A 25,191-nucleotide genomic window follows, 5' to 3' on the forward strand; every position below is an offset into this window, starting at 1 on the left:
TCATGCGCAACTACAGATAAGAGGGATCAGAACGGATACTGACGTGGCTCGACCTGCAGACTGACCCATTGATCGGTGGTAAATTCCTCCAGCACCCAGTCGCCATTGAAGCGCCCAAGGCCTGAATTCTTCTCGCCGCCGAAGGGCGCGCGTGGATCATCATTCACCGGCATGTCATTGACGTGCACCATGCCCGCCTCGACCTGACGCGCGAAGCGCTCGCCGCGTGCGATATCCGCGGTGAAGACCGAGGCCGAGAGGCCATATTCGGTGCCATTGGCAAGTTCCAGCGCATGCGCTTCATCACGGGCTTTCTGGATGCCGACCACCGGGCCGAAGATCTCGTTCTGCGCCAGGCTCATGTCATTGGTGACATCGGTGAACACATGGGGCGGCACCAGCTGACCCTGCGCCTCGCCCTCAAGCATCACCTTGGCGCCCTCGCCCTTGGCCGTCTCGATCATCTCGAGCAATCCATCACGCTGCTTGGCATTGATGATCGGCCCGATGACGGTATCGTCCTGGGCGGGGTTGCCGACCTTCAGCTCACGGGCACGCGCCACGAAGCGATCGACGAAGGCGTCATGGACCGACGCATCGACGATGATGCGGTTGATGGCCATGCAGATCTGCCCCTGATGCAGGAACTTGCCGACCAGCGCGGCGTCCACCGCCTGCTCGATGTTCGCATCGTCAAGCACCACGAAGGGGCTGTTGCCGCCCAGCTCCAGGGCAACCTGCTTGAGGTGATCGCCACCGACGGCGCGACTGCCGATGCCCTTGCCCACCTGAGTGGAGCCGGTGAAGGAGATCAGCCGCGGTACCTCGTGATCCACGAAGGCATCGCCGATCTCGCTGCCGGCACCGACCACCACGCTCAGGACACCGGCAGGCAGCCCCGCCTCCTCGAATAGCCTGGCCAGCAGCAGGCCGCCGGTCAGCGGGGTATCACTGGCCGGCTTGATGACGACGCTGTTGCCAAGTGCCAGTGCCGGCGCCAGGGAACGCTGGGTCAGATGCAGCGGGAAATTCCACGGACTGATGATGCCGATGACCCCCAGCGGCTTGCGGAAGACGCGGCTCTCCTTGCCCGGTACCTGAGCCTCCATCACCATCCCGGCCACGCGATTGGCCATCGCGGCAGACTCCAGCGTGATCGCACGGGCCGCCGCCAGTTCCGCCTGAGCCTTGAGGCGGGTACTGCCCGACTCACGAATCAACCAGCCGAGCAACTCTTCGCGTCGCTCGTCCATCAGCTCCACCACCTTTTGCATCACGCCAGCGCGCTCGCTTGCCGGTGTCAGAGCCCAGTCAGGCTGGACATCACGCGCCCTGCGATAGCTGGCATCGAGATCCTCGGCATTGGCCATGGGAATCGAGAGCAGCGAGCTCTGATCGAAGGGATCCACCACCTCAAGCGTCCTGCCGGCTCGGCCGTTACGCCATTCTCCGGCGAGGGGTAGCTGCTCGAGATTCTGATAGTCGCGGGACATGAGTCACTCCGTGTCATGAGTATGATCAGAACATGGCGGTGCCGGAGCAAAACCCAACCGTTGCATCACAGCTGTGCCAGAATGGCACCTGCAACTGACCAGACCGTCCTTAACCGAGTGGAATGAGAGTCACTGGATGAGCCCCGAAGACCTGCAGAAACTGACGACCCGCCAGATGCCCTATGGCAAGTACGCCGGACGCTTGATTGCCGACCTGCCCGGCGATTACCTGGGTTGGTTTGCGCGCAAGGGATTCCCGCAAGGCGAGATAGGTCGCTTGCTGGCACTGATGCACGAGATAGATCACAACGGGTTGAATGCCCTGCTGGAGCCGTTGCGACGTCGCTGATCGAACATGTCGTGCAGCGTCGTCTCGAGGGGCCGGTAGATCAGCCCCAACTGCTCACGGCTGCGGGTATTGTCGAACACGAAGGCATGCCCCACGTTGCGTGAGACGATCTTGCGGGTCACCGCCCTGTTGGCCAGCGGACCCGCCAGCCACACCAGCCATCTGGGCAGCTGGCGAGTGGGAATCGCATATTGCGGGCCGGCGTGATGACTCAACAGGCGCCCCAGCGCAATGAAGCTTGAGGAGTGCCCGGCGACCAGATGACGCCCGGTGGCCGTGGGTAAAAATCCCGCCGCCAGATGCGCCTCGGCGACATCCCGCACATCCACCACGCCCATGCCGTAATCCGGTGCGCCTATCCTGAGCGTGCCGTCACAGAGCTGCGTCATCAGGCTGAAGGATTCGCCGTGCGTGTCATCGCTGATCGCGGGGCCGAGCACCAGCGAGGGATTGATCACCACCAGCCGCCAGCGCGACTGCTGCTCGGCAATCTGCCAGGCGGCCTGTTCCGCCAGCGTCTTGGAGTGGGAGTAGGCCTGGTGTGTCAGCGAGGCCGTGGTGTTCCAGACACTCTCGTCGAAACAGCCGCGCGACGTATCCAGCGCATCGGCATTGTCACTGTAGATGGCAGCACAACTGCTGGTCAGCACCACGCGTTCGACACTGCTCTGACGATTGGCTTCCTGGAGCACGTTGCGAGTTCCCTCCACTGCTGGCCGCACCAGGTCTCGCTCGGGATCCTCGACACTGACGACGAAGGGCGAGGCGGTGTGAAAGACCACCGCACACCCCGCCATCGCCTCGGCGTAAGAGCCCTGCTCGAGCAGATCACTGGCGAAGACGCGCAGCTTGCCCGACATGCTGTCTTCCAGTGCCTTGAGTGCCGCCAGACGCTCGGTGTTACCTGGATCACGCACAGCGGCATGCACTGTCAGGCCCTCCTGCAGCAAGCGACGGATCAGCTGTCCCGCCACATACCCCGTCGCTCCTGTCACCAGAACGGGTTGCGACCTGTCCAGATGAGCCAATGCGGCTAGCGTATTGTCATTGAGCGGCATGGAGAAGCCTCAGGGATCAAGCGGACAGCTTGACGAACCAGGTCCACAGGCCACCGAGAATCAGCGACTCGGCAGCAAAGCGGAACAGATGACGCATGTCGATGCCATCCAGCATCAACCCCATCAGGCGTGCCGTCATGATGCCGGCGATACCCGCCACGGCGAGTGTCACCAGCACCGGCAACACTCCCAGACCGATCGGCGGATACATCAGCAGGTACCCTACCGCGATGACCCAGCCCCAGCGGATCCGACGAGAGATCGCCGCGCCCGTTTGTCTGGGCACGGTCAAGGGCGTGTCATCCGGGCCCTTGAAGCGATTGACCAGCTCCGGCACTGCCGCAAGCAGCACACCCGCCGCCAGCACGAAGCCCCCCAGAATCTGCAATACCATCATCATCGTGCCATCTTCCCTTGTCCGGTAATCAATGGCGCACATGCTACCAAGACTGTGCGGGCTTTGCCTGACCTTCCCATATGCGGCACGCTGATCTATCATCGCACCATCGTCATTTCGACAAGTCTCGACATATGGACAAGATGATATGAATGATACTGACAGCCTGCCCGACCCGCAGGCCACGCTGGACACCTTCGCGGCGCTATCCCAGGCCACGCGTCTGGATACGTTTCGCCTTCTGGTACGCCATGAGCCAGAGGGACTACCGGCCGGCGAGATCGCCCGTCGTCTCGAGGTGCCGCACAACACGCTCTCGACCCATCTGGGCGTGTTGAGTCGCGCGGGGCTGATCCACTCCCAGCGCGAAGGCCGTTCGTTGATCTACCGCGCCAACCTCGAGCACATGCTCGCCACCGTGCAGTTTCTGGTACGCGACTGCTGCGCGGGCTCCTCGGTGGTCTGCGATCCGTTGCTGGCCTCGCTCACCCTGCCCAGCTGCGGTGACGCCCACACTCCCGGTACGTTGCAGGAGCCCGGAAACGATGACTGAATCCACTCGCTCTTCCCACACGATCACGATCTACCACAACCCGGCCTGCGGCACGTCACGCAATGTGCTGGCCATGCTCAAGGCTTCCGGTGAGACACCGGAGGTCATCGAGTATCTGGTCACCCCCCCGACGCGCGAGACGCTGGAGTCGCTGATTGCCGCCATGGGCGGTGGACCGCGCCCGCTGCTGCGCCGCAAGGGTACGCCGTATGACGATCTCAATCTGGATGACCCTTCCCTGAGCGATGCCGAGCTGATCGACGCCATGATGGCCCACCCGATCCTGATCAATCGCCCCATCGTGGTCACGCCCGCAGCCACGCGCCTGTGCCGCCCGTCGGAGACGGTACTGGAGCTTCTGGACAATCCGGTCGCGCACTACACCAAGGAAGACGGCGACGTCGTCCACGCCCCAAGGACTTGACCCATGAACGCACACACTTCCACCCACTCTCACCTGCCGACAGGCGACACCATGACAGACGGACAGGCGACACCATGACAGACGCGATGAAAGCGGCATTGGCCGATCTGCCCAATATCGACGCCGAACACTGGCGCCCGCTGGAGATCGACCGTCTGGTCGGCCCCGGTGCGCCGCGTCATGCACCGCGCATTCTGGTGCTGTACGGCTCCCTGCGTGAGCGTTCCTTCTCGCGCTTTGCCGCCGAGGAAGCGGCGCGCCTGTTGACCGCATTCGGCGCGGAAGTCCGCCTTTACTCGCCGGCGGGCCTGCCGCTGCCGGATGACTGCGATGCCGATCACCCCAAGGTGCAGGAGCTGCGCGAGCTGGCTCAGTGGTCCGAGGGCATGCTCTGGGCCAGCCCTGAACGTCATGGCGCGATGACCTCGATCATGAAGGCGCAGATCGACTGGATTCCGCTGTCACTGGGCGGCGTACGTCCTACCCAGGGCAAGACGCTGGCCATCCTTCAGGTCAGCGGCGGCAGCCAGAGCTTCAACAGCGTCAACCAGATGCGCATTCTGGGGCGCTGGATGCGCATGCTGACCATCCCCAACCAGTCATCCGTGCCCAAGGCCTTCAATGAATTCGATGAAAACGGCCGCATGCGCATGTCACCGCTGTATCTGCGCATCGTCGATGTCTGTGAAGAGCTGATGAAGTTCACCTGGATGAACCGCGAGCGCAGTGACTATCTGACCGAGCGCTATTCCGAGCGTGTCGAGAGTGCCGAAGAAGTCTCGAAACGCGTCAATCAGAGCACGATCTGACGCTGTCCGTCTTCGCACACGTCGTGCTTCTCTTGCTCTTCCCCCTCGACAAGGAGACGTCATGCTTGCCTTGGCAATCTTCGTCATCACGCTGGCACTGGTGATCTGGCAACCACGCGGTCTGGGCATCGGCACCAGTGCACTGGGCGGCGCCGTGATCGCACTGGTCTGCGGCGTGGTCACGCTACCGGACGTACTGGTGGTGTGGGACATCGTCTGGGACGCCACCTTCACCTTCGTGGCGCTGATCATCATCTCGCTGATTCTCGATGAAGCGGGCTTCTTCAGCTGGGCGGCACTGCATGTCGCACGCTGGGGCGGCGGCAATGGGCGCAGGCTGTTCCCGCTCATCGTGCTGCTAGGCGCGGTGATCGCGGCCTTCTTCGCCAATGATGGCGCGGCCCTTTTGCTGACACCGATCGTGATCGCGATTCTGGTACGCCTGGAATTCTCGGCGGCGGCCTCGCTGGCCTTCATCATCGCCACCGGGTTCGTGGCGGATTCCACCAGCCTGCCGCTGGTGATCTCGAATCTCGTCAACATCGTCAGTGCCAACTACTTCGATATCTCCTTCACGCATTACGCCGCGGTGATGGTACCGGTGGATCTGATCGCACTGGCCGCCACGCTGATCGTGCTGTGGCTGATGTTCCGCAAGGAACTACCGTCACACTATGCGCTGGAGAAACTCGAGGCACCGTCGAGCGCCATCAAGGACCCCCAGGTCTTCCGCGCGGCCTTCCCGCTGCTGGGGGTGCTGCTGGTGTCCTACTTCGTGACCGCGCCCTTGGGCATTCCGCTCGCCGTCGTCACCGGCAGCGCCGCGCTGGTTCTGCTGGCCATTGCCGGCCGCTGGCTGGGCAGCGGTGATGCCGTGATCGAACTCGGCCCGGTGCTGCGCGGCGCGCCGTGGCAGATCGTGCTGTTCTCGGTGGGCATGTATCTGGTGGTCTACGGGCTGGGCAATGCCGGCCTGACCGACCACGCCAGTGACATTCTCGCCTGGCTTGCCAGCCAAGGCAGTCTGGTCGCGACCCTCGGCACCGGTGTGCTGGCTGCCGTCACCGCCTCGGTGATGAACAACATGCCGGCCACGCTGATCGGCGCGCTGGCCATCGACCACCTCACCGCGCAGCAGGTCAGCGACGCGACGCGTGAGCTGATGGTCTACGCCAACGTGATCGGCAATGACCTGGGGCCCAAGTTCACCCCGATCGGCAGTCTCGCCACACTGCTGTGGCTGCATGTGCTCGATCAGAAAGGCCATCACATCAGTTGGGGGCAGTACATCAAGGTCGGTCTGGTGCTGACCCCGCCGGTGCTGATCGCCACCCTGCTCGGCCTGTGGGCCTGGCTTGGCGTGCTCAATGGCTGAGGAGTCCTGTCATGAGTGATGTACCTGCCGCCTATCAAGCCAGCAAGGGATCGATTCTGGACGTCGATCGCGACTTCTACGACAGCCTCACCGAAAGCAAGGCCGAGCGCACACTGGTCGCGACCCATACCGTGCCGCTGCGCGATGGCCTGGCATGGGAAGTGCCGGCGGGCCACGTGCTGCGCATCAAGATCACCGAAGGCTCACAGGTCGGTGATTTCAACATGTGGAATCTGCACAATCCGCGTGAACGCATGTGGGCGTCTCGCACCCGCCAGCTGCAGCGTGCGCATGTCAGCACCTATGATCGCCTGTGGTCCACACTGCCCTACCTGCGCCCGATGGCGACCATCATCGATGACACCCTCGCCGACTATGGTGTCGATGCAGAAGGCGGTCGCGTGCATGACCTGCTGGGCACGCGCTGCGACCCCTACGTCAATCGCCTGCTGACCGGCGAGGACTTCGATCACCACTGCCACTCCAATCTGGTCCGCGCGGTGGAGCCCTGGGGCCTGACCGAATTCGATATCCACGATGTGCTCAACATCTTCCAGTGCACCGGCCTCAACAACGAAGACAAGTACTTCATGAAGGCCTGCCCGGCTCGCAAGGGCGATTACCTGGAGTTCTTTGCCGAGACGGACCTGCTGTGCGCGATGTCCTGCTGCCCGGGTGGCGATCTGTCTGTGGACCTGTGGGGCCCTGATGCGCGTGACCCGCTCGAGACCTGCAACCCGCTGGGTGTCGAGATCTACCAGCTGGAAGGCGACGTTCTCGCAGGCTGGGAGTCGCCCAAGATCGCGGCTTACGCCGGCAACCACGGCCGCCAGCACCCCGCCACCGATTGGGCCGCCATCAAGCGTGAGCGCTGCTGTTGATGCAAACCAGGTGACCAGATGTTCGATCAGACGCATGGTACGCAGCGGACGATGGCGCTCACGATGGTAGATCAATGACAACGGCACATCCGCCGGCTGCCAATCCTGCAGGATTTCCTTGAGCTCTCCGCTTGCGATGGCGTCATCACAGTAGAGTCTGGGCACGCGAATGATGCCGTTGCCGGCCAGGGCACCACTGACCAGCACATGCCCGTTGCGACACTGCAACTGGGCACTGATATCCACCTGTGTCTCGCTTTTCGGGTCTTGTCGGGCGCAAAAGCTCCAGCGCGCGACCGAGCCCACCAGGCAGCGGTGAGCCTGCAGGCCACCGGGAGTTTGCGGTGAGCCATGCCGCGAAAGATAGTCAGGACTCGCCACGACCACATAGGACAGAGTCGCCAGCGGACGGGCAATGAAATCGGCATCCTCGAGTGCACCCATGCGCAGGGCGATATCGAAGTCATCGCGAATCAGATTCACGCGATGACTGCTGAAATCCAGTTCGATCTCGACCTCCGGCCAGGCCTGCATGAAGGCGTGAACGGCTGGCCCCAGCAGACGCTCGCCGATTGGGCCCCCGACACTGTTGAGCCGAATCCGACCGCGCATGGCGTTACGCTCTTCACGCACCAGCGTCACGATCTGCGCCATGTCGCCCAGCGCACTACGACATTGCGCGTGGAGAAGATGACCACTCTCGGTGAGCCGCAACGAGCGAGTGGAACGCTGCATCAAAGTAACGCCCAGCAGCTTCTCCAGCGCGGTGACCTGCTTGGACACCTGTGAACGCGATACGCCCAACGTCTCGGCGGCCCGGGTGAAACTGCCGTGATCCGCTGTCATGACAAAGGCACGGATATCGGCAAGGGGAAGCGAGTCGAGCATGTGAAGCTCGCGGTGTTACCAGCCCACGCTGGCCGACAGGGTAATTTCCATCGGATCGCCCACCAGTACGCGCGTGTCACCGCCACTGCCGTAGTAATAGGCGGTATCGAACAGATTCTTCGCATTCAGCTTGAATTCGGTGTCCGGACCGAAGAAGTCATGACGCCAGCCGACGAAGGCATCCGCCACGGTGTAGGCATCCATCGAGAAGCTGTTGTCGTCATCGCCTTCACGCTCACCGACGTAGCGCACGCCACCGCCGACACGCCACTCGCCGTAGGACGGATCAATCGCCAGATCATGTGCCAGATAGAGGCTAGCCGCGTTGAGCGCCGCGTTCGGCAGACGATTGCCCTCGGTGCCTTCGGTATCCTCGAGTACTTCGGTATCGGTGTAGGCATAGCTGAACAGCAAGGAAGTACGATCCGTCAGGGCGCCTTCGAGGCTGAATTCCAGGCCTTGCGAGCCGGCTTCACCGATGGTGCGAGTCACCCCATTGTCAGTGACTGCGACGTTCTCCTTGCGGATCTGGTAGAGCGCCACAGACGTCGCCAGACGCGGATTCCACTGACGCTTGTAGCCGATCTCGTAGCCCTTGCCGAGCTCAGGGTCGAGGCTCTCGCCGCTGTCACTGTCGCTGCCGTTGGGCACGAAGGATTCGCTGTAGCTGATGTAGGCAGAGCTGGCATCGTCGATGCGATACAGCAGGTTCGCGGAGGGCAGGAACAGGTCATCGCTGTAATCGGGGTCAGACACGAAGTCCTCGCCCTGCCCGCTCTGCTGATCAAACCAGGTGTAGCGCCCGCCAAGGCCCAGAATCCACTTGTCACTCAGATACCAGCGGTCGCTGACATAGACCCCGATGGCATGACTCTCGTCGAGACGATTGCTGCGCGAGGTGTTGATGTCGTCGGAGGTCACCTGGGCCAGCTGGCCGTGATTCACGTCGGTGACGGTGGAGACCGTGACGGAGTCGCCGAAATAGCGCTCATCTAGATAGTCGCGGGTGGTCTCGTAATCGGCACCGATGACCAGCTGGTGACGCTGCCCCGCTATCTCGACATCACCCATGGCGTCCAGCGCCGTGTAGTGCTCGCTGCGTTCATAGCCCTGGTTCTCTTCGGCGCGCACGGTCACATCACCGCTGTCGCTGACATTCGTGACGTTGGCGCGCGCATCGCTGTACTGACGACGCGTCCAGCCGTAGGTCAGCTTCATGTCCCAGTTGTCGGTGACTTCCTGCTTCCACCAGGCATTGACGGACTCGTCATGGCCATAGACGCGGTTCCAGGATTCATCGAAACGCGTGCCACGCGTGACGTTGGCGGCACTGCCGTTGTAGAAGACGGTGCCACGATCGATATCCAGCTCGTAGTCCTGATACTCGTAGCTGATCTGGGCGCTGCTGTGCTCGCCCTCCCAACGCAAGGACGGGGCGATGGTGGTGCGGCGGTCATTGCCGTACTCGCGCCAGGAGTCCTCATCCTCATGCGAGAGGATGAAGCGATAGGCCAGGCCGGTATCCTCGATGGGACCGGTAGTGTCCAGGGTGGTATTGCCACCGCCGAAGGAGCTGACTTCGCCACTGATCTCGGTGTGCGTCTCGTACTGCGGACGCTTGGTGACCATGTTGATCACGCCGCCGGGGTTCTGTTGCCCCTGGAAAAGCGATGACGGCCCCTTGAGGACCTCGACGCGGTCCACCGTCGCCGTGGTGTAGGTACGGCGCGGCTGACGGATGCCATCGATCAGCATCGAGCCATCGCTGTTGCTGCCGAAGCCTCGCTTGACGAAGCCATCCTCGGTGCCCCCCAGCGTATTGCCCAGCTGAATGCCAGCCACCGGCTGCAGCGACTCTTCCAGGTCATCGAGATTGAAGTCGTGCATGACCTGCCGGGTCACCACATTGATGGTGCGGGCCTGCTCGAGAAACTCCACCGACTGCTTGTTGGCAAGGCTTGAGGCCTCTGCACGGTAACTGCCCGGCGCCACTTCCGATTCCCGCTGGCCGGTGACCACCATCACCGAGCTTGCGACTGCCGAGGCGTCCTGTGCCGACTCACCTGCCGCCAGTGTGGTACTCGGCAATGCCATGAGGCTGAAGACCAGACAGGAAAATGGCCCCTTGCTCTTGCTGACGGTGCTCATTGACACAGGGAGAATGAACGCTCTACCCTGCAGAGGTAGAACAAACGCTCTCCCTGAAAACTTCGACGATGGTCCTTCCATGATTCAGCACGACATCGCCGCTCGCCTGGAAGCCCTCTTCAGTCAGCGTGGCTTCGCAGAACCCAGCGTGTCAGAGCTCAAGGCTGCCTCTGGCGTGAGCCTACGCACCCTCTACCGACATTTTCCTTCCAAGGAAAGCATGGTGATCGGGGCCTTGCAGCATCGCCATGAGCGCTACCTCGCCTTTCTTGAGGACGAGGTGCCCAGCGATGGCGCCGCTGCGCTCAGTCATCTTTACCGACGACTGGGCCACTGGATGAAGCACGAAGCCCCCAATGGCTGCATGTCGATCAATGCGTTGGCGGCCTTTCCTGACAACCGTGACGTCACTGATGCCGTCACCCGACACAAGCGGGAAACCCTCCATTGGCTTGGCACGCGCAGTCGCCGGGAAGATCTCGCCAACGAATTGTTCCTGATTCATGAAGGGGCATCCTCGGCCTGGCTGGTACTGGGCGACACAGCGATCGAAGCGGCACTTTCCACCACCCTCACCCTCCTGGGAAAACCTCGCAAATGAGCGCTGAATCCACACGCCATGACACCATGCACGGTATCTATCTGACCGGCCACGGCGGCCCGGTGGTGCTGTAAGTGCGCGACGACATCCCCCGTCCGGTTCCCGGCCCGCGCGACGTACTGGTGCGCGTCGGGGCTGCTGGCGTCAACAACACCGACATCAACACACGCCTGGCGTGGTACTCCAAGGGCGATGGCGAGGCCGAGGATGCCAGCTGGTCCGGTCAACCGATCCATTTCCCGCGCATCCAGGGCGCCGATATCTGCGGCGAGATCGTCGCGGTCGGGTCAGACGTCAGTCCAGCGCGTATCGGTGAGCGTGTGCTGATAGAGCCCTGTCTGCAGGAGCACGATGGCAAGCCATTGGCTTCGGCCTGGTATATCGGTGCTGAGTGCGATGGCGGCTTCGCCGAATACACCAAGGTGGCAGCACGCCATGCACACCCCATCAAGAGCGCACTGAGCGATGTGGAACTGGCCTCATTCCCATGTTCCTACTCCACCGCCGAGAACCTGCTGACACGCACGCAGCTTGCCAAGGGGGAACGCGTGTTGATCACCGGCGCCTCAGGGGGCGTCGGCTCTGCAGCCGTTCAGCTCGCCAAGGCACGTGGTGCTCATGTGATCGCCATCACCAGCGCTGCCAAGGCAGAGTCGCTGCGCAAGCTGGGGGCCGATGACATCGTATTGCGTGATCAGGTCGTGGCGGACGTGCTCGACGGTCATGGGGTCGACGTGGTGGTGGATCTGGTAGGCGGCCCGCAATGGCCGCAGCTGCTGGATGTCCTGAAGCACAAGGGCCGTTACGCCGTGGCAGGTGCCATCGGTGGCGAGATCGTGGAGCTCGACCTGCGCACGCTCTATCTCAAGGACTTGAGCTTCTTCGGCTGCACCGTGCTGGAACCGGAAGTCTTCCCCAATCTCGTGCGCCATATCGAGCAAGGCAACATCAAGCCACTGGTCGCCGAGACCTTCGCACTGGCCGACATCGCCACTGCCCAGGCCGTTTTCCAGCAGAAAGGTCATGTGGGCAAGGTCGTGCTCAAGGTTTGCCAGGACTGAGTCAGTTTCCTCAGGGACTGATGGCCAGAATGCAAAAGGGCTACCCGATGGGTAGCCCTTATTGTGTCTTGAGGGTCAGTCGGCGCGCTTGTCTTCGGTATTGGTGTCGAAGTCACTCGCCGAGTGGCGTTCGATCAGCTGCTCATGCGGCTCCCCCCAGAAACGATTGACCATGCGACCACGCTTGACCGCAGGACGCTCGGCAATCGACTTGGCCCAGCGCTGCACATGGGGGTAGTCCTGCACGGAAAGGAACTCGGCAGCGTCATAGAGCTTGCCTTCGACAAGCGCGCCATACCAGGCATAGATGGCGATATCCGCGATGCTGTATTCGTCACCGGCGATATAGGCGTTGTCGGCCAGCTGACGATCCAGCACGTCCAGTTGACGCTTGGTCTCCATCGCGAAACGGTTGATCGGATACTCCATCTTCTCCGGGGCGTAGGCATAGAAGTGGCCAAAGCCTCCACCCAGATACGGCGCGGAGCCCATCTGCCAGAACAGCCAGTTCATGACCTCGACCCGCTTGGCCGGCTCCTTGGGGATGAGCGCGCCGAACTTGTCCGCAAGATGCAGCAGGATGGAACCGGACTCGAAGACACGCACAGGCGTGTCGCCACTTCTATCCATCAGCGCGGGAATCTTCGAATTGGGATTGATCGCGACGAAGTCACTGCCGAACTGATCGCCATCACCGATGCGGATCGGCCAGGCATCATATTCCGCACCGGAATGTCCGAGCGCCAGCAGCTCCTCGAACATGATGGTGGCCTTCACACCGTTCGGTGTCGCCATGGAGTAGAGCTGGAAGGGATGCTCCCCGACCGGCAGCTCCTGGTCATGCGTCGGTCCGGCGATCGGCCGATTGGTGCTGGCAAACTTGCCGCCACTTTCACTTTCCCATGTCCAGACCTTGGGTGGCTGATAGCTGTCGCTCATACCCTTGACTCCTTGGCATTCTGTTGAAGCTTCAAGACTGAAGCTTCAAGACTGCGATGGCGTCAGAAACGTCGGTGTTGTGGCGCTCTGACTCGGTAGCCCAGTTATGACGGTCAGGCGCTTGTGACACAAGGGGATGAAACGACGAAAGTTTGTTGCTAACATGCCACCAGTTTTTGGGGAGTAGCCCGCTCTCGTTACCCAACGAGAGTCTCGGTTGTCAACATGGTCGGCAGGCATTGCCGTGGCACCGAGGACCCACCTATCCAGATCATGCCCATGATCGGTCAGGACAAGGTTCGGCGAGACCAATGACAGTCAGACGCTTCCGGCCGGTGGTGTCTCGCTGTTATTGACTCGTAACCGGCCTGGAACTTCCTGACACATGCCTTTGCTATCGACATTCCTGCTCGCCTTTTCCATGTCCTGCGACGCCTTCGCTGCTGCCTTGTGCAAGGGTGCGGCCATTCGACGGCCGTCCCTGAAAGATGCCCTGCGCATCGGCCTCATCTTTGGCGTCATCGAAGCCATCACCCCCATGATCGGGTGGCTGATCGGTCGCTCATTGGCCGTCTACGTCGAACAGTGGGACCACTGGATCGCCTTCGCTCTGCTGTTGCTGCTCGGTCTCCACATGATTCATGAGGGGCTCTCCAAGGACGAGGAAGATGAGGATTGCAGCACGCCGCAATCGTTGCCCCGCCTGATGCTGACTGGCCTTTCCACCAGCATCGATGCCATGGCCGTCGGTGCCGGGCTTGCCTTTGCTGGCGTGAATATCATCACCACTGCGCTGGCGATCGGCACCGCCACCTTCGTGATGGCCACCAGCGGTGTGATGCTCGGGGGCGTATTGGGCAAGATGGTCGGCAAGCGCGCGGAAATCATCGGTGGCCTGGTGTTGATCGGCATCGGCACGACCATCCTGCTGGAACACACCGGCTATCTTGGCTAAAGGGGAGCCAGATTGCATGTATACACGCAAGCTTCATCCAGGTAGTGAATTTCCGGCCATCCAGGTCCAGCGCCACGATGGCGAAACCCTGACGCTCGGCAAGCCCCAGGGCGAGCATGATTGGCAACTGGTGGTCGTCTATCGCGGCAAGCATTGCCCGATCTGCACCAAGTTCCTCAACAAGCTGACGGAATATCGTGAGCGCTTCAGCGCACAAGGCGTGGATCTCGTCGCCGTCTCTGCCGACAGCCAGCAGCAGCTGAACGAGCACCTCGAATCTCTGGATCTCAATTTCCCGATTGCCGGTGGCCTGACGGTAGAGCAGATGGAAACGCTGGGGCTGTTCATCTCCACGCCACGCAGCGAGAAGGAAACCGATCACGATTTCCCGGAGCCGGCCTTCTTCATCGTCAATGGCGAAGGCAAGGTCCAGATCGAAGAAGTCGCCAATGCGCCCTTCGTACGTCCTGACCTGGACACGCTCATCGGGGGTATCGAGTTCATCCGCAAGCCGGACAACCACTACCCGATTCGCGGCACCCGCGATTACGGCTGAACCTTTCAGGGTTCAGGTCGAGAAAGCACGAAAAAATCTTGATCCCGTGACATCCAGACGGGAAAGGCCAGCGTTATGAGCAGTGCAAGGGAGACAACGACACACCTGCAACCGCTAGCTGAACCTTATCTGTCTACGGAGTCGTCAAGATGAAAACAATCGCCTGTATCTCTGGTATTTTCGCTGCCCTCGCATTGAGCCCGATGGCTCAAGCCATGGAAGTTCCCGAAAGCGTCACGGTGCCGAAAGGCAATGACGTCGCCATGGAAACCGTTGGCGTCGGCAAGATCAAATGGGCCTGTGAAGCAAAGGATGATGGCACCATGGGCTGGGTCTTCAAGGGTCCGGATGCCGCGCTGAATGATGCTGATGGCAAGCAGGTCGGCAAATACTATGGTCCGCCCGCCACCTGGGAATCCATGGATGGCTCCAAGATCACCGGCACACAGCTGGCGGTAGAGCCCAACGGCAAGGGCAATATTCCGCTGCAGCTGGTCGAGGCCAATCCGGCCGAAGGTGAAGGGCATATGCAGGGCGTCACCTATGTGCAGCGCCTCAATACCCAGGGCGGTGCCGCTCCTGACATGGCCTGTGATGATGCCCACAAGGACAAGGTCGAAATCGTGATGTACCAGGCCGATTATCTGTTCTACAAGGCCATGTAATCTTGAGCCAGAGATAAAGAAGATTCACCACTCGATGTCGTGTGACAGAGCGCATTGACACAGGGAAGGTGAGATCATGAAAAGCCCCGACATGCAGAAGCATGTCGGGGCTTTGTCGTCATCAATCCCGACAGGAGATGGATGATTCCGGCTGAATTTATTCTCCCGGGCAGTGAGAAAGCTTCTGAGCCGGCGAGCTGCCGTCAGACCAGCGCCAGCATCGTATAGGGCGCTTCACAGGAATGGCGCTCGTCGCGTTCATCCACACTGCCCAGCTCGTGGTTGCGATCATTGTCATAGACCACGAAGAGCCGTTCGCGATCCAGTACCGCAAGCCCTTCTGCCTTGTGCTCGAACTCCAGCACACGGCCATCCTCATGCGTCACCAGCGTCGGAGGTTTCCCGGCGTGGAAGTCCGCCAGCGACAGCACCCACAGATATCCCCCGATCACCTCCTCACTGCCCTGCTCGGTCTCGAAGCTGGTCACCAGATAGAGGCGTGCGTGATAGGGGTCATATTCCAGGCTAGAAAGACCACACTCGTGATCCACGCCGTCATACTCGGCCGGGTCGAAGGCATAGACGTCGTGAAGCTCCTCAATGAACTCGATGTTGTCGCTGTCGGTCATGGCATAACGCGCCCCGATGACCCGACGCACATACGCGAAATCATCATGCGAATTGCCTTGTTCCCGCACCCCGAACAGGATCAGACCATCGCCCCTGTCACTCGGCACGACCGCCAGACCTTCGATCTTGTAGTACGGCTGGCCAATGGCCGCTTCCAGCTTCTGACGAAATTCCAGTGAGCCCTCGACCCCATCACGTGGGTCCGGGTCGACCACCTGTACCTTGTCGGGTTCGCCCAGCGGCCAGATCAACAGGTGGTTGTAGGCATTCAGGGCATGGCTCTCGCTGTCGATGCGATCAAACCCGGTAGTCGCCAACATGTGACGCCCATCGGTGGTCAGCGCGAAGTCTTCATACTTGACCGCCTGACGAATCAGCGGGGTGGTCAGATACTCAAGCTGGCTATCATCCGGCCCGCTGGAATCCAACGGCAATGAAAAGACGGCTGAACGCCCCTCGCCCGGAATCGGTTTGTCACTCGCCATCAACAACCGCTCACCGTCATAGGCCACGGCGGAAATCTCGGCATTCACCAGCTTGCCATCCTCATCCTTCAAGCCTGCCGGAAAACAATGGATCGTGCCCTGTTGCGTGATACGTACCTTCGCCATCCGTTGCTCCTCGAAACGAAACATCATGACAATGGGACAGGCCATGCAGGATTGAGTTCGGGGCGACACATTGCGAATGAAGCGCAGCATGTCAGTGCCGGTGTTGCGGTAGGCATAAGCCTGGTCACTGGGATAGACATGAAAATCGCCGGCGCGAATGACGATGTCCTCGCGTTCCAGCGTCAATGTCAGCTCTCCCTGGGTGACCACCAGCATCTCGTGCCAGCCGGCATCATCCGGGGCGGAGTCGTAACGCTCACCGGGGGCCAGAGTCCAGCTCCATAACTCGACTTCCTGTGTGGCCGGCTTGCTGGCCAGCAGTACGGCTCGGCTCTCTGGTGCCTTCCCGACCCAGGCCACCTCATTGATACGTGCCGAATCCTCGCTTTCCGGCGGCTGCACCAGCGCGTAGAAGAGCACCCCGAGCGCCTCGGCGAGCTTGTCGAGCGTGCCGAGGCTCACATTGACGTCACCCTTCTCGATGTTCACCAGCATCCGCCGACTGATCTCAGCCTGATCCGCGAGTGCCTGCTGGCTCAGCTCGGCCGCCAGCCGCAGGCGGCGGACGTTGGCCGCGACGTGAACCAGTACATCAGGTCTCTGATTTTCGTTGTGCAATATAATGCGCATCCGTACAATCTTGCCGACGACGAGGAAGTGGGGGCATAACGCCCGGCCCGCCTCCTCCCTTGCTACCTCATTGTCCACGAATCATGCCGCATGTGTTGCTGACTGACCATGCCCATCACCCACTGGATCACTCAAGGAGACCCCCATGTCCGTTGCTGTCGCAGCCTCCTCTTCTCGTCTGTGGCCCGTCGCCATGCTGCTGGTCGCCATGTGCTCGATCCAGAGCGGTGCTTCGCTGGCCACTTCCCTGTTCCCGATGATCGGCGCGGCGGGCGCGACGGCGATTCGTCTGATCATCGCCTCCGTTCTGCTGCTGGCCATTCTGCGCCCATGGCGCAAGGCAGTGACACGCAAGGCCTGGAAGTCCATCACCCTCTATGGCGTGGCGCTGGGCGTGATGAACCTGCTGTTCTACCAGGCCCTCAAGACGGTGCCGCTGGGTATCGCCGTGGCACTCGAATTCACCGGCCCGCTGGCCGTGGCATTGTTGAGCTCGCGTCGTTGGCTCGACCTGGGCTGGGTCGCGCTGGCCATCATCGGACTGGTACTGCTGTTGTTGCTGGGTGAGGACACCGCCGCGCCGATCGATCCCGCCGGAGCCGCCTTCGCCCTCGGCGCCGGCGTGTGCTGGGCGCTCTACATCCTGTTCGGCCAGAAGGCCGGGGCAGGCAACGGTACTCAGAGTGCTGCGTTGGGCATCACGATCGCGGCGGTGGTGGTCGCACCCATCGGCGTGATGGAGGCGGGCAGCGCCATGTTCTCACTCGAGATATTGCCGCTGGCCTTGGCCGTCGCCGTGCTCTCGACCGCCCTGCCCTATACGCTCGAGATGATCGCTCTACCGCGCCTGCCCACCCATACCTTCGGCACCCTGATGAGTCTGGAGCCGGCCGTGGCGGCGCTGTCCGGGCTACTGTTCCTCGGCCAGACACTGGGCCTACTTCAATGGCTTGCCATTGGACTGGTGATCACCGCCTCGGTTGGCACGACGCTGACCGGTCGCCGCACGGACGTCTTCGACGCCCTCATGGCCCAGCGTGGTATATCGTTCTTTCCTTCATCACGTCCCATGAAAGCAGGAGGCAGCCGATGACCTTGCAGCGTTCACCGTCCTCACCCCCCACCGCCCTGCGCGCCACCGTGCAGATGGGAATCTGGTTCGGGCTGAGCTTTCTCACTGCCGCCATCGGTGCACTGGCTTCGGTAGATGCCAAGGCCTTCTACGCAAGCCTCACCCAGCCGGCATGGGCACCTCCGGCAGGCGCCTTCGGACCAGTCTGGACGGCGCTCTTCGTGATGATGGCACTCGCCGCCTGGCGGGTCGCGCGCGACGGTCTGCATGCCAGCAACGGTTTCCGCTCGCGCCATCGTCTGGCGCTCGGACTCTTCGTGGTGCAACTGATCGTCAATGCCCTGTGGAGCTGGCTGTTCTTTGCTTGGCATCTCGGTCAGGCGGCCTTCATCGATGTGCTGGTGCTGTGGACGCTGATCGCCATCACCATGTTCACTTTCTGGCGCATCAATCGCTTCGCCGGGCTGTTGATGCTGCCCTATCTGGCATGGGTGACGCTGGCCAGTGCGCTGACCTGGTCCGTCTGGCAAGCCAATCCCGCCTTGCTGGGGAGCTGAGCGGCTCTGATGAGTGATCAGAGCTGCTGACGCGCCTTCAAGCGACCTTCCTCCACCACCAGCACGCGATCCGCGACCTTGCGCAGCAGCGCCGCATCATGACTGACCAGCACCAGCGCCGTACCCTGCTCCCGCACCATCTTCACCATGCAGGCGATCACCTCCTGCTGGACCAGCGGATCGAGGCGTGAGGTCGGCTCATCGGCGAACACGAAGCGCGGCTTGATCAGCATCAGACGCAACAGCGCGAAACGCTGCAGCTCGCCACCCGAGACCTGTCCCGGCAGACGCGAGAGCAATTCCGGCGCCAGGCTCAGTTGCGCCATCAGCTGCGCAAGCTGGCTGTCATCGAGACGATGGCGTGCACTGAGATCCTTCAGCAGGCGGCCCAGTGTCCGGCGTGGCGGGAAGGTCGCCACGGGGTCCTGATAGAGCTTCTGATACTCAAGCATCTCGGCGCTGCGCACCACTTTCCCTGAATACGGAGCCAGCAGGCCGAGCAGCGCATCCCCCAGCGATGACTTGCCGCAACCTGACGCGCCCTGGATGCCGATGATCTCACCGCCCTTCACGCTGAGCTCCACGTCACGCAGCAGCGAGGTGCCCCCGCGCGCGATGGTCAGATTCTCGGCGCGGAGGATGGTATCGCCTGCCGCCTTGCCATCACGGCTTGCACTGTCCGCTGCCGGCTTGAAGGCGGCCTCCGGCCAGGCCTGCGGCGCGGCATTCACCAGGCGCTGGGTATAGGCATGTGTCGGCGCGGCCAGCACGTCACGCGTCGCGCCCTGCTCGATCACTTCGCCCTTGCGTACCACCATCAGGCGGCCGCCGATCTGGTGCGCCAGCGCCATGTCATGGGTGATGACCATCAAGCCGGCACGCGGTGTCTCGGCCAGTGACTTGAGCAGCAGCTCGCCGATCTCGCTGACGCGGGCGGCGTCCAGCCCCTTGGTCGGCTCGTCGGCGATCAACAGCGGCGCGCCGCCGGCGCGGGCGGCCGCGAAGGCCACACGTTGCGCCATGCCGCCGGACAGCTTGCCCGGCAACTGCTCGCTGGCGGCAGCGACGCCGAGCTGCTCCAGGTCACTGCGCGCGGCCCCATGAGAGGCCTGCGCCGAACGCCTCGCGACCAGACGATATGCCTCACTGACCTGACGAATCACCTTCATCAGCGGGTCCAGCGCCAGCCAGGGCTCCTGGGGCAATACCGCCAGGCGGCGACCCCAGAGCGGGCGACGATTCTCTGGCGTGTGCAGAGGATATTGCTCGCCGTCGAGCCACAGGCTGCCGGAGGCCACAAGCTCCGGAGGCAGCGTGCCCAGCAGGGCCTGAGCCAGCAGACTCTTGCCGGACCCCGTCTCACCGATCACCACTAGTGGCTCGCCCGCCTTGAGCGCAAGCGAGACAGGCGCCAGCAGCGCCGTCTGCGCGCCCTGAACCCGCACGCTCACGTCCTCGGCGCTAAGCACCGCATCATCCGTCGTTACCCCATGCTGCGAATGAGAGGCAGGCGTGGTCATTGTCGCGACATTCATGGGCGCGCTCCTTCGAGGGTGTCTGCGGCGGTTGACGTTCTGGCCTTGCTGCCGGACATCAGCAACAGCCCCAGCAACAGCAGGAAGGTGACCAGCACCGGCGTCAGCAGCGCGAACGGCGCTTCACGCCAATACGGCAACAGCTCGACCATCATGGTGCCCAGCTCCGGCGTAGGCTCCGGAATGCCGACGTGCACGAAACCCAGCGCGGCAATCGCCATCAGGGCGTTGGCCATGCCGAAGGCCATCGCCGTCATCATCACGGGCGCCATTTCCGGCCACAGGTGATGACGAAAACGGTACCAGGCCCCGAAGCCCAGCAGACGGCTGGCCTCGACGCCGGGACTCGCCAGCACGCTGCGACCGGTGGCACGTGCCAGGCGGAAGAATTCCACCCACAGCACCAGCGACAGGCCCAACCACAATGCCAGCGGCGTCGACGGCAGGATGACGCTGACCATCAGCACCAGCAGCAGCCCCGGCAATGCCAGCAGGCTATCTGCCACCAGGCTCAACAGGCGCTCGGCCCAGCCACCGCGTCCCGCGGCCAGCAGGCCCAGCGAGATGCCTGAAAACGCCGCCAGAATCACCGCCCCCGCAGCGATGGACAGCGACAGCCCGAGCGCCGCCACCAGGCGGTGATACAGGGAGCGCCCAAGGTGGTCATAACCCAGCGGGGCGCTGGTGATCACCTCACCGGCGTCAGAGACACCGACGGCATCCGCGCCCTGCAGCGCACGATAGAGATGCTGCTCCAGCGGGTCCCCCGGTATCACCAGATTGCCCAGCAGAGCCAGCAGCACGAGGCTCGCGACAATCGCGGCCCCGATCACCCGGCGCAATGGCCAGTCAAGACGTGGGCGACGCACGGCGTCCACGCGCTGCGGCGCAAGCCCTTCCACCACCTGATTCATTTCACACCCCGTGGGTCCAGTTGGCGACCCAGCAGATCGACCAGCAGATTGATCACGACAAAACCGACGCCCAGCACCAGGGCGGTGCCCTGCACCATCGGCACATCGCGCGAGAAGATGGCGTGCACCAGCGCATGGCCGATACCCGGCCAGCCGAAGATGCTCTCGATCACCACCACCCCTTCCACCAGGGTCACGAACTGCAGCCCCAGATAGGTCACCAGCGGCAAGGCCACATGGCGCAGGCCGTGACGCCAGAAGGTCTGGGCGTTGCTGAGGCCCTTCCAGCGTGCGAAATCATGGAAGGCTGTCTGGGTGACGGCGGCCATGGCATCGCGTGCCAGGCGTGCCGATACCGCTGCCAGCCCGAGCGCCAGCGTCATCGCCGGCAGAATGAAGTGCTGCGGCTCACCGTGACCGGCGGCCGGCAGCAGCCCCATCTCCACCGAGATCAGCAGGATCAGCACCAGTGCCAGCAAGAACTGCGGCGTGGCGCGCAGCAGACTGCAGACGGCCAGCAGGCTTCGGTCCAGCCAGCCACCGGCACGCAGACCGGCCAGCAGCCCCAGCGGCGGGCCGATCAACAGCGAGATGCCCAATGCCGCGCCGGCGAGCGACAGGGAGTTGCCTAGCTGATGACGAATCTCCACCCACACCGATTCCCCGGAAATCAGCGAGGTGCCCAGCTCCAGGCGCAGGATATCGCCCAGCCAGTAAAGGAAGTGCAAGCCGCCCTGTGCCTCGAGACCCAGTTCGGCGCGTACCGAGGCCGCAGCGGCCGCATCCAGCGCGTCATAACCATAACGACCGGCCGCGATACGCCAGGCGGCATCGCCGGGCAAACTCTGCATCATCAGATAGCTGGTGCCGCCGACCATCAGCACCACCATCAATAGCTGCAACAGACGTGAAGGGAGATTCATGGTGCCCACCGCAATTCTGAAAGGCCGAAACTACGCTCCCAGGGGTCTACCTGAGCGCGTTGCAGTCGATGAGAGATCGCCAGGTTCTGGTAGTACCAGGCGATGGGGATCACGGGTAATGCCTGCTGGATCACGCCACTGGCCTGCGCTCGCGGGTCCTGCCCTTCAGGCGTGGGCTCGTAGCCCTCGCGTGCCATGCGCTCAAGCTCTGCGGTGAAGTCTGCATCGAACCAGCCCATCGCGCCCCAGTCGCCACCGGGGGCCTCAGGCGTTCCCGCGTAATCGCTCAGCACATTGCCGATGGGGTCCGGCACCATGGCCAGATTGCGCGCGAACAGGGCCATGTCGAGGCTGCCGTCATGATGGCCGGCCGGAATCGCCGAGAAGTTGGTGATATCGAGGCGTGTCTGGATGCCGATGGCGTGGAACTGACGCTCCAGCACCGTGGCCACCAGTGGCAGCTCCGGACGGTCCGAGAAGGTGATCAAGCTGATCGCGAGGCGCTGACCGTCCTTTTGACGAACGCCATCCTCGCCGACGGTCCAGCCAGCGGCGTCCAGCAATGCACGCGCTTCAAAGACATCCTGATGCAGCTCGGGCAGCGCGGGGTCATGCCAGCCTTCCACCATCGGCGGGAACAGCTGGCTGGCCCCGCGCGGATAGCGCAGCACGACCTGCGCGATGGCGGTGCGATCGATCGCCAGGCTCAAGGCACGCCGCACATCCGGGTCCTGGAAGGCCGGATGATTGGCGTTGACCTTCAACAGCATCGTGCGCGGCGTCGCGGCCGCCGCCAGGGTCACGCGCGGCGACTTAGAGAGACGCTGACGACTGGCGGGGTCCAGCCCATAGGTGAAGTCGGCATCTCCGCTCTCGGCGATCAATGCCCTGCCCTCGGCGCGACTGACCGCCTGATAGCGCGCCTGACGCACCTCGGGCTGCTCGCCCCAATAGTCCTCGAAGGCGGTGACTTCCAGGCTCAGCGGCGGCGTCATGCGCAGCATGCGATAGGGGCCGGTGCCGATGACCTGCTGAGCGGTGCCTGACTCATCGAAGGACGCCGGTGCCAGAATCTGCTGTCGATAATCGGCCAGATAGGCGGGCAACGCGGCGAAGGGCTCGCTGAGGGCAATCACCAGCGTATGGTCATCTGCGGCGACGATCCGCTCGATTGGCACTGACTTCAAGATGCCCGGCTTGGCACGGGCGATCTCGAGACTCTGACGCGCGACTTCGGCATCCAGACGGCTGCCATCATGGAACTGCACGCCGGAGCGCAGCGTGAAGCGCCACTCCAGGCCATCATCCGAGACCTTCCAAACGGTCGCCAACCCCGGCTGTAGCTCTCCCGTGGCATCCACCTCGACCAATGTCTCGACGACCTGCATGCGCTGGAAAAGGATACCGCTGAGCAGCGGGTCCGCCCCCTTGATGTCAAAGGGCGCAACGATCTCCAGACGACGCGAAGAATCGGAAGGATCATGGATGATCTCAGCATTTCCCCCATCTACGACACACCTGCCAACCGCTACCTGAATGCAGCGGCGCAACGGCTGAGTTGTGGCAACATGCTCGCGACCTACAAGCGTCATGGTTTCCATTGGGATGCAGAGCAATTCGAGGAAAAATGGCAGGACAACAAGAACTTCGCCGTGCGCCTCAATGGCGAATGGATCGGCTTCATCAGCCTCAAGTCGCTGAAAGACATGGTGTATCTGCGTGACCTGCAGCTGGTGGCCCAGTGGCAGGGACGCGGTATCGGCTCCACCTGTCTGAGCTGGTTGATCTCTCAGCGCGCCAGGAAATTCAAGATATAGCGCACGGTTTCTTCGGGCTTCTCGTCAGTGACCCAGTGACCGGCGTCCTTCACCCAGATCAGCTCGGCACCCGGGATGGCATCTGTGAGCATCGGGGCGTAATCCGGCTTCTGGAAGTTGTCCTTGTCGCCCCACAGCACCAGAGTCTTGATCTCGATATTCTTGAGCTCACCGGCAATGGCCTGGGTGTATTCCTTGTTGAGACGACGCATGTTGCGGAAGAAGGCTGCCTTGCCTTGCTCGCTGTTCCACTGGGACACGTAGCGCTCGACCATCTCTTCGGTCGCCACCGCCGGATCATGCACACCACTGGGCATGAAGCCGCGCATGGTGCTGATGAATTCCTCGACGCTGGTGGCTTCCTCGACGCCCGGCTCCAGCAGCTGCTTGAACTCCGGAATCGGCCAGGAATCGAAGCATACGCTGTCGATCAGCACCTGGCGACGAACGCGCTCGGGGTGGTTGACCGCCATCAGCTGACCGATACCCCCACCGATATCATGCGAGACGACATCCGCACTTGCCACACCCAACGCATCCATCAGCTTGATGAAGATGCGTGTCTGGGCATTGATGGAAACATCAGCATCCACCGGCATGTCCGACTCGCCATAGTTGAGCATGTCCGGGGCGATGACACGGTAATGTCTGGCCAATTCCGGCATCACATCGCGCCACATCAGCTTGTTGGTCGGAATGCCGTGAATCAACAACAGCGGCTGACCTTCCCCCATTTCCTTGTAGGCAATGCGGTGACCTTCGATCATCGCATAACGGGTTTCCAGGGCTTCCATTGTCACGTTGTCGTGGCTCATTGCTGACCTCCTTGCTTGCTCGATTCTCAATCACGGCCTCGGCGATCTCGATTGCCGAACCTTGTGCGCCGTGAACGTGGTGTCACCTTACGGATTCCTGAGCGATCACTCAAGCACGATTTTGATTGATTGCTCAAAATACGTTTCAATAGCCGCAATCTTCAAAGGGAAAGCCCAATGGCCCGTGTCATCAACCGTAGTCTGCTCGATCTTCGCCGCCTGACCATCAATCTGGTGACCTACCCCGAGGGCCACAGCGTGATGCGTCATAACGACCCGATGGGTAGCGGCAGCTACTACAAGCTCAATATCGTGCTCAAGAAACCCCGTCAGGGCGGTGTCTTCGAGACCGATGGCAGCCTATTTCGCCTCGCGGACCGCGTGGTGCTGTTTCGCCCCGACCTTCACGAACACAGCGTCAGCCGCATCGAGCGCGGCAAACGTGTGCTGCTGAGCATCGCCTTGCATGCGCCCTGGCGCTGATCCGCAGTGAGACTGGCGTTTTTTCCCACCTGAATCCAGGCCAATAACTACG

General features: G+C 62.1%; 27 protein-coding genes. 16 read left to right on the forward strand and 11 right to left on the reverse strand.

The annotated features are described in order from the left end of the window. Positions 1–26: 26 nt before the first annotated feature. A complete protein-coding gene (locus CU110_RS08955) occupies positions 27–1,493 on the reverse strand; it encodes an aldehyde dehydrogenase family protein (protein WP_084208791.1) in 1,467 nt (488 codons plus the stop codon). A gap of 136 nt (positions 1,494–1,629) precedes the next feature. Here CU110_RS08955 and CU110_RS08960 point away from each other — a divergent pair, with 136 nt between their 5' ends. After that, positions 1,630–1,842 (forward strand): DUF3820 family protein, encoded by a 213-nt coding sequence (locus CU110_RS08960; RefSeq protein ID WP_052384432.1) that lies wholly within the window; start codon positions 1,630–1,632, stop codon positions 1,840–1,842. On the opposite strand, the gene CU110_RS08965 is transcribed toward CU110_RS08960, so the two are convergent. Beyond that, positions 1,797–2,900, reverse strand: a complete 1,104-nt coding sequence (locus CU110_RS08965) for an NAD-dependent epimerase/dehydratase family protein (RefSeq protein ID WP_127735625.1) — start codon at positions 2,898–2,900, stop codon at positions 1,797–1,799. The genes CU110_RS08960 and CU110_RS08965 overlap by 46 nt on opposite strands. Before the next feature lie 16 nt (positions 2,901–2,916). Beyond that, positions 2,917–3,300, reverse strand: coding sequence for a hypothetical protein (locus tag CU110_RS08970; RefSeq protein WP_077376856.1), 384 nt, complete (start codon positions 3,298–3,300; stop codon positions 2,917–2,919). Positions 3,301–3,445: 145 nt separating this feature from the next. Between CU110_RS08970 and CU110_RS08975 the strand changes: the two genes are divergently transcribed. The 6 genes from CU110_RS08975 (at position 3,446) to CU110_RS16165 (ending at position 8,128) form a co-directional block, all read left to right on the forward strand. Beyond that, positions 3,446–3,850, forward strand: a complete 405-nt coding sequence (locus CU110_RS08975) for a helix-turn-helix transcriptional regulator (protein WP_084208793.1) — start codon at positions 3,446–3,448, stop codon at positions 3,848–3,850. Further along, positions 3,843–4,274: an arsenate reductase (glutaredoxin) gene (gene arsC / locus CU110_RS08980; RefSeq protein WP_084208794.1), complete on the forward strand. Its 432-nt coding sequence runs from the start codon at positions 3,843–3,845 to the stop codon at positions 4,272–4,274. The genes CU110_RS08975 and arsC overlap by 8 nt, the downstream gene beginning before the upstream one ends. A gap of 74 nt (positions 4,275–4,348) precedes the next feature. Then, entirely contained in the window at positions 4,349–5,083 is a 735-nt protein-coding gene (gene arsH / locus CU110_RS08985) for an arsenical resistance protein ArsH (protein ID WP_127735627.1), read from the forward strand. Between the two features lie 61 nt (positions 5,084–5,144). Beyond that, positions 5,145–6,458: an arsenic transporter gene (locus CU110_RS08990; protein WP_084208795.1), complete on the forward strand. Its 1,314-nt coding sequence runs from the start codon at positions 5,145–5,147 to the stop codon at positions 6,456–6,458. Between the two features lie 11 nt (positions 6,459–6,469). After that, positions 6,470–7,339, forward strand: a complete 870-nt coding sequence (locus CU110_RS08995; protein ID WP_084208796.1) for a DUF1989 domain-containing protein — start codon at positions 6,470–6,472, stop codon at positions 7,337–7,339. A 486-nt stretch (positions 7,340–7,825) separates the two neighbouring features. Beyond that, positions 7,826–8,128, forward strand: a complete 303-nt coding sequence (locus tag CU110_RS16165) for a hypothetical protein (protein WP_205694018.1) — start codon at positions 7,826–7,828, stop codon at positions 8,126–8,128. 114 nt (positions 8,129–8,242) lie between these two features. Here CU110_RS16165 and CU110_RS09005 read toward each other — a convergent pair whose 3' ends face one another. Beyond that, positions 8,243–10,321: a TonB-dependent siderophore receptor gene (locus CU110_RS09005; protein ID WP_084209735.1), complete on the reverse strand. Its 2,079-nt coding sequence runs from the start codon at positions 10,319–10,321 to the stop codon at positions 8,243–8,245. A gap of 133 nt (positions 10,322–10,454) precedes the next feature. On the opposite strand from CU110_RS09005, the gene CU110_RS09010 reads away from it, so the two are divergent. Both CU110_RS09010 and CU110_RS09015 read left to right on the forward strand, forming a co-directional pair. Further along, positions 10,455–10,976, forward strand: a complete 522-nt coding sequence (locus CU110_RS09010) for a TetR/AcrR family transcriptional regulator (protein ID WP_084208799.1) — start codon at positions 10,455–10,457, stop codon at positions 10,974–10,976. A gap of 74 nt (positions 10,977–11,050) precedes the next feature. Then, positions 11,051–12,037 carry an alcohol dehydrogenase family protein gene (locus tag CU110_RS09015; RefSeq protein ID WP_240499533.1) on the forward strand — a complete coding sequence of 329 codons (987 nt, stop codon included), beginning with the start codon at positions 11,051–11,053 and terminating at the stop codon, positions 12,035–12,037. 75 nt (positions 12,038–12,112) lie between these two features. On the opposite strand, the gene yghU is transcribed toward CU110_RS09015, so the two are convergent. Further along, a complete protein-coding gene (gene yghU, locus CU110_RS09020) occupies positions 12,113–12,976 on the reverse strand; it encodes a glutathione-dependent disulfide-bond oxidoreductase (RefSeq protein WP_084208800.1) in 864 nt (287 codons plus the stop codon). Between the two features lie 385 nt (positions 12,977–13,361). Between yghU and CU110_RS09025 the strand changes: the two genes are divergently transcribed. From CU110_RS09025 to CU110_RS09035, 3 genes are all read left to right on the forward strand, one after another. Beyond that, entirely contained in the window at positions 13,362–13,931 is a 570-nt protein-coding gene (locus CU110_RS09025) for a manganese efflux pump MntP family protein (RefSeq protein ID WP_084208801.1), read from the forward strand. A gap of 16 nt (positions 13,932–13,947) precedes the next feature. Further along, positions 13,948–14,487, forward strand: coding sequence for a redoxin domain-containing protein (locus tag CU110_RS09030; protein ID WP_077376894.1), 540 nt, complete (start codon positions 13,948–13,950; stop codon positions 14,485–14,487). A gap of 215 nt (positions 14,488–14,702) precedes the next feature. Continuing rightward, a complete protein-coding gene (locus CU110_RS09035) occupies positions 14,703–15,152 on the forward strand; it encodes a DUF3455 domain-containing protein (protein WP_240499534.1) in 450 nt (149 codons plus the stop codon). A 203-nt stretch (positions 15,153–15,355) separates the two neighbouring features. Here CU110_RS09035 and CU110_RS16975 read toward each other — a convergent pair whose 3' ends face one another. Further along, positions 15,356–17,023: an XRE family transcriptional regulator gene (locus tag CU110_RS16975; RefSeq protein ID WP_240665337.1), complete on the reverse strand. Its 1,668-nt coding sequence runs from the start codon at positions 17,021–17,023 to the stop codon at positions 15,356–15,358. Positions 17,024–17,168: 145 nt separating this feature from the next. Between CU110_RS16975 and rhtA the strand changes: the two genes are divergently transcribed. Both rhtA and CU110_RS09055 read left to right on the forward strand, forming a co-directional pair. Continuing rightward, the gene (gene rhtA / locus CU110_RS09050; RefSeq protein ID WP_127735630.1) at positions 17,169–18,116 is read left to right on the forward strand and encodes a threonine/homoserine exporter RhtA; all 948 of its coding nucleotides are present in this window, start codon (positions 17,169–17,171) and stop codon (positions 18,114–18,116) included. Continuing rightward, a complete protein-coding gene (locus tag CU110_RS09055) occupies positions 18,113–18,652 on the forward strand; it encodes a TspO/MBR family protein (protein WP_077376912.1) in 540 nt (179 codons plus the stop codon). The genes rhtA and CU110_RS09055 overlap by 4 nt, the downstream gene beginning before the upstream one ends. Before the next feature lie 17 nt (positions 18,653–18,669). Here the strand turns inward: CU110_RS09055 and CU110_RS09060 are convergent, their stop codons facing one another. Genes CU110_RS09060 through CU110_RS09075 form a run of 4 tightly spaced genes read right to left on the reverse strand, consistent with a single transcriptional unit; the run spans position 18,670 to position 23,412 of the window. Next, positions 18,670–20,187, reverse strand: a complete 1,518-nt coding sequence (locus CU110_RS09060) for an ATP-binding cassette domain-containing protein (protein ID WP_240499535.1) — start codon at positions 20,185–20,187, stop codon at positions 18,670–18,672. After that, positions 20,184–21,101: an ABC transporter permease subunit gene (locus tag CU110_RS09065; RefSeq protein ID WP_084208805.1), complete on the reverse strand. Its 918-nt coding sequence runs from the start codon at positions 21,099–21,101 to the stop codon at positions 20,184–20,186. The genes CU110_RS09060 and CU110_RS09065 overlap by 4 nt, the downstream gene beginning before the upstream one ends. Further along, positions 21,098–22,024 carry an ABC transporter permease gene (locus tag CU110_RS09070; RefSeq protein WP_084208806.1) on the reverse strand — a complete coding sequence of 309 codons (927 nt, stop codon included), beginning with the start codon at positions 22,022–22,024 and terminating at the stop codon, positions 21,098–21,100. The genes CU110_RS09065 and CU110_RS09070 overlap by 4 nt, the downstream gene beginning before the upstream one ends. Then, positions 22,021–23,412, reverse strand: a complete 1,392-nt coding sequence (locus CU110_RS09075; RefSeq protein WP_164850335.1) for an ABC transporter substrate-binding protein — start codon at positions 23,410–23,412, stop codon at positions 22,021–22,023. Before CU110_RS09075 ends, CU110_RS09070 begins: the two co-directional genes overlap by 4 nt. Before the next feature lie 93 nt (positions 23,413–23,505). Between CU110_RS09075 and CU110_RS09080 the strand changes: the two genes are divergently transcribed. Continuing rightward, a complete protein-coding gene (locus tag CU110_RS09080; protein ID WP_127735636.1) occupies positions 23,506–23,841 on the forward strand; it encodes a GNAT family N-acetyltransferase in 336 nt (111 codons plus the stop codon). On the opposite strand, the gene CU110_RS09085 is transcribed toward CU110_RS09080, so the two are convergent. Beyond that, on the reverse strand, positions 23,814–24,656 hold the full coding sequence (locus CU110_RS09085) for an alpha/beta hydrolase (RefSeq protein ID WP_240499536.1): 843 nt from the start codon (positions 24,654–24,656) through the stop codon (positions 23,814–23,816). The genes CU110_RS09080 and CU110_RS09085 overlap by 28 nt on opposite strands. 177 nt (positions 24,657–24,833) lie before the next feature. Here CU110_RS09085 and CU110_RS09090 point away from each other — a divergent pair, with 177 nt between their 5' ends. Then, positions 24,834–25,139, forward strand: coding sequence for a hypothetical protein (locus CU110_RS09090; protein WP_084208808.1), 306 nt, complete (start codon positions 24,834–24,836; stop codon positions 25,137–25,139). Positions 25,140–25,191 lie beyond the last annotated feature (52 nt).

The sequence above is a fragment of the Cobetia sp. ICG0124 genome, assembly GCF_004006355.1.
Taxonomy (GTDB): Bacteria; Pseudomonadota; Gammaproteobacteria; order Pseudomonadales; family Halomonadaceae; genus Cobetia; species Cobetia marina.